At 51.0% G+C, this 14322-nt stretch carries 13 protein-coding genes, 3 tRNA genes, 1 rRNA gene and 2 riboswitches (1 of these 19 cut by a window edge); of the genes, 1 reads left to right on the top strand and 16 read right to left on the bottom strand.

Going from position 1 to position 14322, the window contains the following annotated elements; genetic code table 11:
* The 4 genes from RJD28_00850 to RJD28_00835 form a co-directional block, all read right to left on the bottom strand.
* Positions 1-828, bottom strand: coding sequence for an NAD-dependent protein deacylase (locus RJD28_00850; GenBank protein ID WNV58146.1), 828 nt, complete (start codon positions 826-828; stop codon positions 1-3).
* A 143-nt stretch (positions 829-971) separates the two neighbouring features.
* Positions 972-1691: an NAD-dependent protein deacylase gene (locus RJD28_00845; protein ID WNV58145.1), complete on the bottom strand. Its 720-nt coding sequence runs from the start codon at positions 1689-1691 to the stop codon at positions 972-974.
* 192 nt (positions 1692-1883) lie between these two features.
* Positions 1884-2651 (bottom strand): class B sortase, encoded by a 768-nt coding sequence (gene srtB, locus RJD28_00840; GenBank protein WNV58144.1) that lies wholly within the window; start codon positions 2649-2651, stop codon positions 1884-1886.
* Entirely contained in the window at positions 2560-2961 is a 402-nt protein-coding gene (locus RJD28_00835) for a hypothetical protein (GenBank protein ID WNV58143.1), read from the bottom strand. The genes srtB and RJD28_00835 overlap by 92 nt, the downstream gene beginning before the upstream one ends.
* Positions 2962-3130: 169 nt before the next feature.
* Between RJD28_00835 and RJD28_00830 the strand changes: the two genes are divergently transcribed.
* Positions 3131-3781: an HAD family phosphatase gene (locus RJD28_00830; GenBank protein WNV58142.1), complete on the top strand. Its 651-nt coding sequence runs from the start codon at positions 3131-3133 to the stop codon at positions 3779-3781.
* On the opposite strand, the gene ribE is transcribed toward RJD28_00830, so the two are convergent.
* From ribE to RJD28_00770, 12 genes are all read right to left on the bottom strand, one after another.
* On the bottom strand, positions 3765-4226 hold the full coding sequence (ribE, locus tag RJD28_00825) for a 6,7-dimethyl-8-ribityllumazine synthase (protein ID WNV58141.1): 462 nt from the start codon (positions 4224-4226) through the stop codon (positions 3765-3767). The two genes, RJD28_00830 and ribE, sit on opposite strands and share 17 nt — an antisense overlap.
* Before the next feature lie 145 nt (positions 4227-4371).
* Entirely contained in the window at positions 4372-5607 is a 1236-nt protein-coding gene (locus RJD28_00820; GenBank protein WNV58140.1) for a bifunctional 3,4-dihydroxy-2-butanone-4-phosphate synthase/GTP cyclohydrolase II, read from the bottom strand.
* 58 nt (positions 5608-5665) lie between these two features.
* Positions 5666-6313, bottom strand: coding sequence for a riboflavin synthase (locus tag RJD28_00815; GenBank protein WNV58139.1), 648 nt, complete (start codon positions 6311-6313; stop codon positions 5666-5668).
* On the bottom strand, positions 6314-7399 hold the full coding sequence (gene ribD / locus RJD28_00810; GenBank protein WNV58138.1) for a bifunctional diaminohydroxyphosphoribosylaminopyrimidine deaminase/5-amino-6-(5-phosphoribosylamino)uracil reductase RibD: 1086 nt from the start codon (positions 7397-7399) through the stop codon (positions 6314-6316).
* Positions 7400-7651: 252 nt separating this feature from the next.
* Positions 7652-7791, bottom strand: a riboswitch (FMN riboswitch).
* A gap of 189 nt (positions 7792-7980) precedes the next feature.
* Entirely contained in the window at positions 7981-8604 is a 624-nt protein-coding gene (locus tag RJD28_00805; protein WNV58137.1) for a hypothetical protein, read from the bottom strand.
* Between the two features lie 110 nt (positions 8605-8714).
* Positions 8715-9323: a hypothetical protein gene (locus tag RJD28_00800; GenBank protein ID WNV58136.1), complete on the bottom strand. Its 609-nt coding sequence runs from the start codon at positions 9321-9323 to the stop codon at positions 8715-8717.
* 9 nt (positions 9324-9332) lie between these two features.
* Positions 9333-9584 carry a kinase to dihydroxyacetone kinase gene (locus RJD28_00795; GenBank protein ID WNV58135.1) on the bottom strand — a complete coding sequence of 84 codons (252 nt, stop codon included), beginning with the start codon at positions 9582-9584 and terminating at the stop codon, positions 9333-9335.
* Positions 9585-9762: 178 nt separating this feature from the next.
* Positions 9763-9833 (bottom strand) — tRNA-Cys (locus RJD28_00790).
* A 4-nt stretch (positions 9834-9837) separates the two neighbouring features.
* Positions 9838-9909 (bottom strand) — tRNA-Glu (locus RJD28_00785).
* A gap of 128 nt (positions 9910-10037) precedes the next feature.
* Positions 10038-11237 (bottom strand): cation diffusion facilitator family transporter, encoded by a 1200-nt coding sequence (locus RJD28_00780; protein WNV58134.1) that lies wholly within the window; start codon positions 11235-11237, stop codon positions 10038-10040.
* Between the two features lie 104 nt (positions 11238-11341).
* A riboswitch (NiCo riboswitch) is annotated at positions 11342-11471 on the bottom strand.
* A gap of 135 nt (positions 11472-11606) precedes the next feature.
* Positions 11607-11678, bottom strand: a tRNA-Asn gene (locus RJD28_00775).
* Between the two features lie 259 nt (positions 11679-11937).
* Positions 11938-14322, bottom strand: a 23S ribosomal RNA gene (locus tag RJD28_00770); it runs 510 nt beyond the window's last position.

The raw sequence follows: 14322 nt of genomic DNA, 5'->3' as shown, positions 1-14322 counted from the left end.
CTATGCGTGGCTCCACGCTGTTCTTCCTATTTTATGGAGACTCTGCCGGTCCCGCCTGTCGCTCTCCTGCTGTGGGGGCTCTGCCTGCCCCTCCTGCTCCTTTTTTACCTGGATACCGCCCAGTACTTCCCCGATGCTGTCCGCGATGACCAGTCTGGCCCGGTACTCCATGCCTGCGATATTTTTGTTGATCAGCACCCGGTTGGGCTTCTTGAAATTCTTGATCAGCCGGTTGGCCGGGTACACCGAAAGGGAGGTGCCGCCGATAATGAGCATATCTGCCTCGGAAATGACCTTCGCAGCCTCCATGATCACGTCCATTTTCAGCTTTTCCTGGTACAGCACCACATCCGGCTTGATCATGCCGCCGCAGCTGCACCGGGGAATGCCCTCGGTATGCAGCATCGTATCCAGATCATAAAATTTCCCGCATCTGGTACAGTAGTTCCGATGCACAGACCCGTGCAGCTCCAGCACCTTTTTGCTTCCCGCCTTCTGATGCAGCCCGTCAATGTTCTGGGTCACAATAGCAGACAGCTTGCCTGCCTCCTCCAGCTCCACCAGCTTTTTGTGGGCCGCATTGGGACAGGCGTCCGGCCAGAGCATTTTTTCCCGGTAAAATTCATAAAAAACTTCGGGTTTCTCCTTATAAAAAGGTTTGCTCAAAATTTTCTGGGGTGAATATTTATATTTCTGCCGAAACAGACCATCACGGCTTCGAAAATCCGGGATGCCACTCTCCGTGGATACGCCTGCTCCGCCGAAAAACACGATATGGTCACTCTCATCAACCATCTTTTGCAGCATTGCCGCAGTTTCCAAATCCATTCTTCATGCTCTCTTTCTCCCCTCAAAGACATGATCGTCACAGTTCAAAAGCGCCATTCGTATATTCCTGCATTCAGATTTTCATGCGAGCATGAAATCTGTTCACAGAAATATACGAGTGAACTGTAACGAATCTTCAACAGTTACACGCGGATATTGCCCAGCACTTCCCCGATGCTGCCCGCAATGACCAGGTCAGCCTTGCGGTCCATGGGCGTCGGCGATTTGTTGATCACCACCAGCTTATGGCCGTTGTAGTAATTCACCAGTCCCGCCGCCGGATACACCACCAGCGACGTACCGCCGATGATCAGCACATCTGCCTCGGAAATGCAGCGCACCGCCTCGGACAAAATGCCGTTGTCCAGGCCTTCCTCGTAAAGCACCACATCCGGCTTGATGGTGCCGCCGCAGCTGCACCGAGGAATGCCTTCCGCATGGAGCATGTACGCCGCATCGTAAAATTTGCCGCACTTCTGACAGTAATTGCGGTGCACCGAACCATGCAGCTCCAGCACCTTCTTACTTCCCGCCATCTGGTGCAGCCCGTCGATGTTCTGGGTCACCACCGCTTTCAGCTTGCCCGCCGCTTCCAGCTCGGCCAGCTTCTCATGGGCCCGGTTGGGCTTGGCATCCAGGCAAAGCATTTTATCTTTGTAAAACCGGTAAAATTCTTCCGTATGATACAGGAAAAAGGAATGGCTCAAAATTTCCTCCGGCGGATAGTCGTATTTCTGATGATACAGGCCATCCACGCTGCGGAAATCCGGAATGCCGCTCTCCGTCGATACGCCGGCGCCGCCAAAAAATACAATGTTATTCGAACCGGAGATCAGCTCCTGTAATTTTTCTTCTGGGGTCATATCAGACTGCCTCCTCTCTCTTTTATAATGTCACATGTCAATCTGCCGTCATTTTCACATATTCATCTGTCTTCTTACATTTTTCAAATACTGACATCTGATTTTTTATGAATGACAGTGTTGTCCACCAATCTTTCCATTTTGTTCTCAGAATTTTTCTATCTGGCAATTTGCAACACCTTCATCATCTAATCAGCGAATCTGTTCTCCTTTAACAGCCTGCACGATCAGTCGGTCGGTGTCCTTGCTGGTGCAGGTGGACAGCGTGATGATGGAATCCGTCACATCTGCCGTCGCCGTGGTGTCGTACATGGACTTGCGCACAGCCTGATCCAGATAGCTGCGGTACGCATCGGTGGATGCAAAGGTCATCGTATAGCTGTCGCTGAGCTCATCCACTACACGGACAGAGAAAATGTCATACTGCCACACGCCATCCTTCGTGTACAGATAAAAACACGGGTGCTCTTTGTAAAAATCTTCCTTGCCGTACTTTTTCAGCTGGCCGAACATGGAACCGTTCTTCATGTTGTGGCCGTAGACGATGGTATTCTGATCAGCAAAGTTGTTGCTGTTGTTCGTGTCGATAAACAATGTACCCGCGCTGTTGGACGTGCCGTCAATCATATGATTCAGATAATAGGCGTTGTCCGTGTGCTTCACGATGGGGTAATTGATCTTCGTGTCCGGCAGCAAAATCCACGCTTCCGTCTCCGGGTTGATCTGCAGCAGGTTATCGAAATTCACGTAAGGAGGCGTATAGGCCATGGCCCGGGTATCGGCGTTGTCCGGCTGCGCTTCTGTGCCGTCCGGGGTCGCCTCCGTCACCACTGCTGCCTCCAGCTCCTGGTACGTGTCTGTTCCTTTTTTATAATTCAGCCCAATGCGGATCAGCGAAAATGCCGAAAAACAAAATACCACGATGGCCACAAGCAGAAGCACCAGACTCAACGTGTCCATCCGCTGTTTCTTTTTTTTTGCGGCGCTTCTTGCCTGACTTCCTTTCTCCCTGCGAAGCATGTTTCTTCGGCTTTACAGATCCTTCTATATTTGTCGGGCGTTTTCGTGGACGCAATTCTTCCTGCCCGTCTCGATTCGTTTCTCGTTTCTTTGATCTTGGTGTATCTCCGCCATCTGTCGGACGCTTGCGCGGTCTCGGGGCATCTCCTTCATCCGCCGGGCGCTTTCGTGGACGCTCCTGACCATCTGCACTCACCGGCCTTTTTTTTCTTCGGCTTTTCCGGCGATGTGTGTATTTCTTCCATTCCATGCCTCCTCTATCTTTACTTTCTTTATGATCCTGTCATCATTATAGCACAATCTTTTTCACTGGGTATGATCTTTTTTCATCTTCGATGCTTTGCCGTTCATTTTTGTAAGCTTTACATTTTCACCGTTATCCCCTAAAATGAAGGCAATACCAAAGGAGGACACAACCTATGAACACTCCCAAGCTTGCCATTTTCGATATGGATGGCCTGATTTTTGATTCTGAACGCCTGTTTATGGGATTTTTGCAAAAGGCAGCTGCTGATCTCGGCTATGAGATCACACCGGAAAAATATGCCCTGACGCTGGGCGTGGGCGGCGACACCCTGGCCGCGCGGGTACGGGAAATCTATGGGGCGGATTATCCGCATCGGGAGGTCAGCCGCAGGGCCCGTCTGGCCATGAACGACTGGACGGAGCACCACACCATTCCCGTCAAAGAAGGGATTCCCGAACTGCTGGAATTTTTCACCGCCCGGCAGATTCCCTGCTGCGTGGCTTCTTCCACCCCTACCGACCACGTGAACCGCTATCTGGAACAGGCCGGTCTGGCCCGCTATTTTTCCAGGATCACCGGCGGGGATCAGGTGAGCCACAGCAAACCGGACCCGGAGATCTTTCTGCTGTCCTGCCGCCATTTCGACATTGCCCCGGAGGACGCCCTGGTGCTGGAGGATTCCGAGAACGGCCTGCTGGCTGCCCACAACGGGAAAATCCCGGCCATCTGCATTCCGGATATGAAATATCCAGCCGCACAATACCGGGATTACGCCGTGTATATCGCAGGCAGCGCCCGCGACGTGATTACATATTTTTCATAAGGTTGACCATCTCGATGGCGGTGCATGCCACATCGTAACCCTTGTTGCCTGCCTTGGTGCCTGCGCGCTCGATGGCCTGCTCGATGTTGTCTGTGGTCAGCACACCAAAGAGCACCGGTACACCGGTATTCAGTCCTGCCTGGGCCACGCCCTTGGAAACCTCTGCGCACACGTAATCATAGTGGCTGGTGGAACCCTTGATGACTGCACCCAGGCAGATCACCGCGTCATACTTTCCGCTTTTTGCCATTTTCTGGGCGATCAGCGGAATCTCGAAGGCGCCGGGCACCCATGCAATGTCCACATCGTCGGTGTCTACACCGTGACGCACCAGTGCATCCTCCGCTCCGGACACCAGCTTGGATACGATAAACTCATTAAACCGGGCAGCAACAATGCCCATCTTCATCTGACTTCCTACAACTTTTCCTTCTAATTTTCTCATTATGATATCCTCCCATTCTTTTTTGCGTATTTTTATTTTTTTCTCACAAGATTATTTTCAAATCCCGCATTAAACGAGACACATGGACTGTTTTTCATAAGGTATTACAACCAGATCCGCCCTGTTCATCAGGTTTTCTGTGGAATTATACACTTTTTGTTTTCTTATGGTACTGATAATTGGTCATGTGCTCCATCCGGTTCTGCTTGGTGTACAGATAGAACAGGTCGTCCTTGTTGGCTGTCATCTCGATGGGCACGCGCTCCTCGATGGTAATGCCATAACCTGCAAGGCCACTGATTTTTTTCGGATTGTTGGTAAGCAGGCGCAGCCGCTTTGCTCCCAGGTCAGCCAGAATCTGGGCACCGATGCCGTAATCGCGCAAGTCTGCGGGGAATCCCAGCTTGATATTCGCTTCCACAGTGTCATAGCCCTGTTCCTGCAGTGCATAGGCTTTCAGCTTGTTGATAAGGCCAATGCCCCGGCCTTCCTGACGCATGTACAGCAGCACGCCCCGGCCCTCTTTGGCGATCTGGCGGAGAGCTGCATCCAGCTGCTCACCACAGTCGCACCGTCTGGAACCAAATACATCTCCGGTAAGGCACTCGGAATGTACCCGGCAGAGCACCGGCTCGCCATTGTCAATATCCCCCATGGTCAGCGCCACATGATGCTCACCGTTCAGGGTGTTTTCATAGCCGTGAATGGTGAACTCACCGTATTTGGTCGGCATTTTCGCCTGTGCCGCTTTGCGTACCAGGCTGTCGGTCTTCATCCGGTATCTTACCAGGTCTGCCACGGTGATCACGGTCAGCTCATGAGCCGCCGCAAATTCCAGCAATTCGGATGTGCGCATCATGGTACCGTCTTCCCGCATGATCTCGCAGCACAGACCGCAGGGCTTCAGTCCCGCCAGCTTCATCAGGTCCACGGTTGCCTCTGTATGGCCGGTGCGCTTCAGCACGCCGCCTTCTCTGGCCTGCAGAGGGAACATATGTCCCGGCCGCCGGAAATCTCCGGGCTTTGCGTCATCCTCCACTGCTTTCATGGCAGTGACAGAACGCTCATAAGCAGAAATACCGGTGGTAGTGTCCACATGGTCAATAGAAACCGTAAATGCAGTAGAATGATTATCTGTATTCACGGATACCATCTGCTCCAGTCCCAGCTTTTCACACAGTTCCCGGCTCATGGGCATGCAGATCAGCCCCTTGGCATAGCAGGCCATAAAGTTTACATTTTCCTGGGTGGCAAATTCTGCCGCGCAGATCAGGTCTCCCTCATTTTCCCGGTCAGGGTCATCGATCACCACAATAATTTTTCCTGCCCGGATGTCCTCTAACGCTTCCTCCACCGTTGCAATTTCCTTTTTTATTCTCATTCATTGTCTGTTCCTCCTTTTCCCTTTCAGACAGGGATTGTTCTTATTCCATCTGATTTTAAAATCCGTTTTCCAGCAAAAACGCTTCCGTGATCCCGCTGTCGGTCTTCTTTGTTTCCATCGGCTTCATCAGCTTTTCCACATATTTTCCGATAATATCATTTTCCAGATTGACGATATCCCCGGGCTTTCTCGCACCAAGGATCGTCACCGCCCGTGTGTGGGGAATGATGGACACCCGGAAGCACGCATCATCCACATAAGCCACCGTCAGGCTGATGCCGTCGATGGTGATGGAGCCTTTTTCCACGATATAATGGAGAAGCTCCGGAGGGGCATCCACCGTATACCACACCGCATTCGCATCTTCCTCCACCTGTCGGATCGTTCCCATGCCATCTACATGACCGGATACAATATGTCCGCCAAACCGGCCATCTGCCGCCATGGCCCGCTCCAGATTGACGCGGGTACCGCCGCTCATCCGGGAAATATTACTCCTGTGTGCCGTTTCCGGCATGACGTCTGCCGTAAAGCCACCCATGTGCAGGGTTGTCACAGTCAGGCAAACACCGTTTACTGCGATGCTGTCGCCTTTCTTTGTGCCTTCCAGCACCCTGCTGCAACCAATATCCAATACAAACCGTTTGCTGTCTTTCGTGACAGAACGGATGGTTCCGATCTCTTCCACAATTCCGGTAAACATCTACACGCCTCCCAGTCGCCCACTGATGCAGATGTCCTGCCCCAGCTGTTGTATTTCTATGTCTGTCAGCGCTCTGGCCTCGCACATTTTCTTAAGTCCCAGGCCGCCCACCGGACCTTTGGCTCCCGTACCACCGATCAGCTTCGGAGCAATAAAGGCATATACCTTCTGTACAATGCCTGCTTCCAGCGCAGCCCCGTTCAGCTCGCCGCCGCCCTCCAGCAAAATACCGTCTATGTCCCGGGTTCCCAGTTCCCGCATGAGCCACGGCAGATCCACTGTCTTTTCTCCGGGTGAATGCAGAACAGTCACGCCCGCTGCCAGCAACGCCTTTTCTTTCTCCTGCTGCACTTCCGTCCAGCGTGCAGGCACTCCTGCCACGATCAGAGGAATTTTTCCGGCTGTCTTCACCAGCTGGCTGTCCAGCGGGATACGCAGGCAGCTGTCACAGATGATCCGCACCGGATCCACACCCGCCTCCGTCCGACAGTTCAGCAGCGGATCATCCGCCATCACTGTCCCGATACCTGCCATGATGCCGGTATAGCGTTTCCGCAACGCATGCACATAGCTGCGCGCCGCTTCCCCGGTCACCCACCTGGAATCTCCGGTCACTGCCGCAATTTTCCCATCCAGTGTCATGGCATATTTCATGGCCACGAACGGGGTTTTCGTCGTGATATAATGGAAAAACACCTCGTTTGCCCGCAGACACTCCGCTTCCAGCACCCCGGTTTCCACCAAAATGCCCTGCTTTCTCAAAATCTCCACACCTTTGCCTGCCACCTTCGGGTTGGGATCCATACATCCCACATACACCTTTCGGATTTTGTTTTGGATAATGGCCTCTGTGCACGGTGGGGTCTTGCCGTAATGACAGCAGGGTTCCAGCGTCACATACAGATCTGCGCCTGACGGATCCTCTGTACAGTTTTTCAGCGCATTTCGCTCTGCATGCAGGCCACCGCAGTATGCATGCCAGCCTTCCCCAATGATCCGATCATTTTTTACAATCACACACCCCACCATCGGATTCGGTGACGTGTGCCCGCAGCCGTTCCCGGCCAAAACCAGGGCCCGCCGCATGTAATCTTCCTTCTGAATATTCTTCGCCTCCCTTGACATGTGTTCGGAGGCTTTTCCAAAATGCTGCATTTACACAGCAAAAAAGCCCTGAACACTTTCGTTCAGGGCTTCAACGTTCTATCAATCTATTCCAGCTGTCATCCTTGCTTATGCGGTGATCCAAATACCACAGTCGGCAATCATACAACAATGGGCCGATGCCAAACACTTGGTTCTGACACCGGGAACGCGAATAAATAAAGCTTGTTCAGCTTCCGTCTTCTTTCATCCAGACTATACTGTCGGCTTCGGAGTTCTGTTCACACAGTCACCGAATCTGCTGCATCTGCTGGCGCAGACCGCTCGCGGGCTATACCGCCGGTAGGGAATTGCACCCTGCCCTGAAGAATTTATTCTCTCTATTAACTTGATTACGAATGAAGTATAACACTATTTCTACCATTTGTACAGAAATTTTTTTCTCAACATGATTACAGTTCACTTGTCTGTTCTTGTGAACAGACGAAGGGAGCGCCTTTTCATGAGCAGAAAGCAGCTGCGTAGCAGCGAAAAGCGAAAAATTCGCGATTCTTACATCTCTTTTACAGAACAAACGCCACGCCGTCCTGCTGCTCCACATCATTTCCATGCATCACCGACTCAATGTACCGGGGCAGCGTCACCGCCTTCTTCTGGGTCAGCTCCACTTCACTGCAGTCCAGGCAGGAGATCATGTAAACATCCGGATCCAGAAAACTGTAGCCGTTGCTGCGGATGCTTCTGATGGAACGTTTCAGGCAAATATAATCCGCTTTCCACTGATAAACGGTCTTGCACGTCTCCACCACATTGCCCTGGCGAATGCAGTTCAGCTGCACCTGGCGGCAAAATTCCTGATACAGCTTATCCTTGCTGTCCGCCATCCAGTCCACGTCACCCTCCAAGATCCGCAGACAATCCTCTTTGGAAATCCGGCTGATCTTCTTGTAGGTAATGCCCCGCTGCAGGTGTTTGAACTCCAGATAAATCTGCTCCGGGTCAAAATTCAACATGCAGATGCTGTAACGCCCCTGGGGTGTTTTCTCGATCATATTCTCAAAACGCAGCCGTCTCGTCACCAGATTTCTCTGCTCCGGCATCGCCTGCTTCTCCAGCAGATGTTCCAGCTGCTCTGCCTCGTGCTTCGCGATCTTCTGTCGTCTTTCATAATAGGTTGTATAACTCAAATTAAAAATCCTCCAATACCCTTTGTTTTCCCTCATTTGCAAAATCAGTATAACAAAAGATATTGAAGGTTTTTTGACTAAATCATTAATTAATTCTAAAAATTCATAAATTATTTTTGTTCCAGAATGTCTTCAAAAAATCTCCGCAGCTGTACCGGGCGAGGCTGTCTGACATCCTCCAGCATCTCCTGCAGAGTCTCAAATTCCCGCTCCATATAGTACAGGTTCGAAGAAATCCGGTTATGAAGGCTCTCCTTCTCTCCGGCCCACTCCCGGTCAGAGATCTCCGAAAGCTCAAAAATGCCGGAAAAACCGGACACTTCGCCGATACGCCGGAACGCGAAACGCTTCGCCTCCACACTGTCTGTCTCAATCTCCGGGCGATGGATCATCAGCACGTCCCTGGCATCCACTTTCACATAGCGGAAATACGTCTCATCCTGCTGGATATATACGCACTGGGCATCAGCTTCCCCTACCCAGAAATTCCACGTCTCAAATTCGCCGTCCACATACTCGCAGTCCAGATCTGCAGCGCTCACCTGACTTCTCGCCAGCACCTCCACAGGCTCCAGCCACTCCAGATCATCCTCACTCACATACCAGGTCAGCTGATCCTCCCGACACAGATAATCCTCGTCCAGAGAGCCGAAGTCCGGCATATTAAACCGCGGAATGGTCAGCATATATAATACTTCATTCTCATTTATTTCTGCCATACGTGTCTCCTATCCTTTCAGTCCTCTCGCCTGACGATCCATATCTTCCACCACAATATCGTAAATCTCACCCAGTGTTGCGCAGTATTCCAGCACCTTCCAGGGCTCATTTGTGTGGAAATGAATCTTGATCAGATCCTCATCGCCCACTGCCAGCAGGCAATCCCCTTTGAAATTCTCTGTAAAATAATCGCTGATCACATCCTCGTCCAGGCCTTCGCCCTCGATCAGCAGCTGTGTGTCATATCGAAATTCAAGCATCGTTGTTCTCCTTTCTGGCATCCTTTGCCAAAACACTCTGCGTTTATTATAGCACGCTATGTCTTTACAGGAAAGACACGCATGAAAAAACATCGCTGAAGTTTTATCATTTGAGGGTTACATACACTTACATACATTTTAAGTACAAAAAAACCCCGATTTTATCGAGGTTTTCGAGAGGCGACAACCAGATTTGAACTGGTGATCAGGGTGTTGCAGACCCACGCCTTACCACTTGGCTATGTCGCCACAGTGACTCCAAGGGGATTTGAACCCCTGTTACCGCCGTGAAAGGGCGGTGTCTTAACCGCTTGACCATGGAGCCATATGTCTGCCAAAACGAAGAAAATCTAACACAATCCTTTCCGTCACAGCAGACATTATCATATCATATATTTTGCGTATTTGCAAGGGATTTTCCAATTATTTTCCCTGCGTTTTTTGACCCGTTTTTTATGCTTCTCCACCGTTAAAAGCGATGGGATCGAAGGTAATGACGGTTTGATAAGTACTGTCTCCCAAATTGTTCAGTGCCTCCTCCAGCGCACCCTGGATTTCTTTTTCCTTTCCCTGCAGTTCTGTGGGCAGCGCAATATCAAAAATCAGATTGATATGCTTTTCTCCCGGCACCATCCGAAAATCATGGATCGTCATATGCGTATCGCGCACTTTCAGTATAGATGCCACAATCTCTTTCATCCGTTCCAGCTGCGGATTGTCCGTTACCACCGGGTCGTAGTGAATGACAAGGTGAATGCCGTGATTGTTCAGGCAATCCCGCTCCATACCATCGATGAGCTCATGGCATACCAATGGATCCTCGTCCTTGTCCATCTCCACATGCACGCTGGCAAAACGCTGGCCCGGGCCATAATCATGCACCATCAGGTCATGGCAGCCCAGCACCTTCGGACAGGATGTCACGCAGTCCACGATGATTTTCTGCAGTTCCGGGTTGGCCGCCTCTCCCAGCAACGGAGAAATCGTTTCCTTCGCCAGGTTGGCACCGCTGTACAGAATGAAAAGCGCAACTGCCAATCCCATAAATCCATCAATCTGGAATCCGGTAAAAACTTCCACCAGGGAAGCCAGAAGCACCGCACCGGTGGTGATGACATCGTTGCGGCTGTCCGCAGCGGTCGCTGCCAACGTGTTGGAGTGGATCATTTTTCCCAGATTTTCATTCATCCAGAACATGCTGGATTTTACCAGAATGGAGAAAATCAGCACGACGCCAGTTACCAGAGAAAATTCCACCGCCGTCGGATGCAAAATTTTCTCAACAGAGTTTCTCGCCAGCTCAAATCCGATCAGAATGATCATCACGGCCACCGCCAGGCCGGACAGATATTCGTATCTGGCATGCCCGTAGGGATGGTCTGCATCCGCAGGCTTCTCTGCCAGCCGGAAGCCGATCAGTGTCACGATGGAGCTGGCCGCATCAGACAGATTATTCAGGCCATCTGCCATGATAGACATGGAAGACGCCAGCATCCCCACCAGCAGCTTACTGCCTGCCAGGATCAGATTGCACACAATGCCTATGGCGCCGGACAGTTTTCCCACAGCCAGCCGTGCTTTCGGATCCTGTATATCCTCGCTGTCTTTTACCGCCAGATGGATCAGTCGATTTAGTATATGATTCTTTCCCATTTTTAGTCCCCCAATGAATATAAATATATTGCTGTTTCCCCGTCATGATTCCACTATATTTTTATATATTTGTATAAAAAAAACACCCATGGAACAATCGTAACTACTGTCCCACAGATGCTGTTGTTTTCCGAAAATATGCAAAAATAAATTCATCTGCTGCCATATATGGCCCGGCCAACAGGAGCTTCCCTGTATCTGTGAAGTTCTTGTCGCCTGCTCAGTTTGTACTGTAGCGGTTATGCAGTGCAAATGTGCTATATGAATGGTAGCATAGAAAAGTCGTTTAAGTCAACACTAACTGTAATTGCAGATCTTGCTTTGTTTATGACAATAAAAAAAGATCCGACCATATGATCGAATCTTTAGCTCCCCGAGTTGGGCTCGAACCAACAACCCTTCGGTTAACAGCCGAATGCTCTACCATTGAGCTATCGAGGAATATAAAAAGGCATGTACCTTCAAAACCACATATTGTATTACATCCGTTTTTCCTGAACCACTGTCGGAAGTTCGAACTCATCTTCATTCGTTCGAACGACCAACGCACTCTTTGAACACTCCGCGGCGGTCAGCTCGAATCCGCTTCGCTTCTTCTCGCTGCCTTTCGCTTCGCGAATGTCATGTCCCATCTGTCAGCGTCTCAGAATGTAAACATTCTTCTCCGCCTCCAGCTGCTCCATGCCGCTCTCCAAGTTCTTTGGTCAAGCCCTCGACCTATTAGTGACAGTCAGCTGCATGCGTTACCGCACTTCCACCTCTGCCCTATCTACCTTGTCGTCTTCAAGGGGTCTTACAGCTTTCGCTGGGATATCTCATCTTGAGGGGGGCTTCACGCTTAGATGCCTTCAGCGTTTATCCCGTCCCGACTTGGCTACTCGGCCATGCTCTTGGTGAACAACCGATGCACCAGAGGTCAGTCCATCCCGGTCCTCTCGTACTAAGGACAGCTCCTCTCAAATATCCTACGCCCACGCCGGATAGGGACCGAACTGTCTCACGACGTTCTGAACCCAGCTCGCGTACCGCTTTAATGGGCGAACAGCCCAACCCTTGGGACCTACTACAGCCCCAGGATGCGATGAGCCGACATCGAGGTGCCAAACCACTCCGTCGATGTGAACTCTTGGGAGTGATAAGCCTGTTATCCCCAGGGTAGCTTTTATCCGTTGAGCGATGGCAATCCCACTTTATACCACCGGATCACTAAGTCCTACTTTCGTACCTGCTCCACCCGTCGGTGTCACAGTCAAGCTCCCTTCTGCCTTTGCACTCTACGAATGGTTTCCAACCATTCTGAGGGAACCTTTGAGCGCCTCCGATACCCTTTCGGAGGCGACCGCCCCAGTCAAACTCCCCACCTGACATTGTCCCTCCGCCAGTTCATGGCGGCAGGTTAGAAACCCAGTACCACAAGGGGTGGTATCCCAACAGCGGCTCCAGAAAGACTGGCGTCCTTCTTTCATAGCCTCCCACCTATCCTGTACATGCAATACCGAATCCCAGTATCAAGCTAGAGTAAAGCTCCATGGGGTCTTTCCGTCCTGGCGCGGGTAACCAGCATCTTCACTGGTACTTCAATTTCACCGGGTCCATTGTTGAGACAGTGCCCAAATCATTACGCCTTTCGTGCGGGTCGGAACTTACCCGACAAGGAATTTCGCTACCTTAGGACCGTTATAGTTACGGCCGCCGTTTACTGGGGCTTAAGTTCGGACCTTCGCTTACGCTAAGCCCTCCCCTTAACCTTCCAGCACCGGGCAGGCGTCAGCCCATATACTTCACCTTGCGGTTTTGCATAGACCTGTGTTTTTGCTAAACAGTTGCTTGGGCCAATTCTCTGCGGCCTCCTGTTACAGAGGCACCCCTTCTCCCGAAGTTACGGGGTCATTTTGCCGAGTTCCTTAACAATGCTTCTCCCGTCGGCCTTAGGATTCTCTCCTCATCCACCTGTGTCGGTTTACGGTACGGGCTCATAATAAACAATAGCGGCTTTTCTTGGCAGCCAGCTCACACGCTTCCCTACTAGATTTCGGTCCACATCACGCCTTCGGATTGATTTGCGGATTTTCCAACAAACCTCCTACCTCGCTTGTACCGGTTCTTCCATCCCCGGCCCGTGCTCTCTTTCTGCGTCCCCACAGTTCTGTTATTATGAGGTACAGGAATTTCAACCTGTTATCCATCGACTACGTCTTTCGACCTCGCCTTAGGCCCCGACTTACCCAGAGCAGATCAGCTTTACTCTGGAAACCTTAGATATTCGGCCAGAAGGATTCTCACCTTCTTCTCGCTACTCATTCCGGCATTCTCTCTTCCATGCAATCCACAGCTCCTTACGGTACTGCTTCGTCTCGCATGCAATGCTCCTCTACCAATCATACTAAAAGTATCATTCCTCAGCTTCGGTGTCGTGTTTTAGCCCCGGACATTTTCGGCGCAGGACCTCTCGACCAGTGAGCTATTACGCACTCTTTTAATGTATGGCTGCTTCTAAGCCAACATCCTGGTTGTCTTTGAAATCCCACATCCTTTTCCACTTAACACGCACTTTGGGACCTTAGCTGGAGGTCTGGGCTCTTTCCCTTTTGACTACCCAACTTATCTCGTGCAGTCTGACTCCCATACACCATCTTTACGGCATTCGGAGTTTGATATTCTTCGGTAAGCTTTGACGCCCCCTAGGAAATTCAGTGCTCTACCTCCGCAAGACTTGTATGAGGCTAGCCCTAAAGCTATTTCGAGGAGAACCAGCTATCTCCGGGTTCGATTGGAATTTCTCCCCTATCCACACCTCATCCCCACCCTTTTCAACGGATGTGGGTTCGGCCCTCCATTGCCTTTTACGGCAACTTCAGCCTGGACATGGATAGATCACCCGGTTTCGGGTCTACTTGATCTGACTTGACGCCCTATTAAGACTTGGTATCCCTTCGGCTCCACACCTTAAGTGCTTAACCTTGCCAGATCATGTAACTCGCCGGACCGTTCTACAAAAAGTACGCGGTTCCGCATATAAAGCGGTTCCACAGTTTGTAAACACAGGGTTTCAGGTTCTCTTTCACTCCCCTCCCGGGGTCCTTTT

It is taken from the genome of Oscillospiraceae bacterium NTUH-002-81 (genome assembly GCA_032620915.1).
Taxonomy (GTDB): domain Bacteria; phylum Bacillota; class Clostridia; order Lachnospirales; family Lachnospiraceae; genus JAGTTR01.
This window is presented reverse-complemented; position numbering and strand designations above follow the sequence as displayed.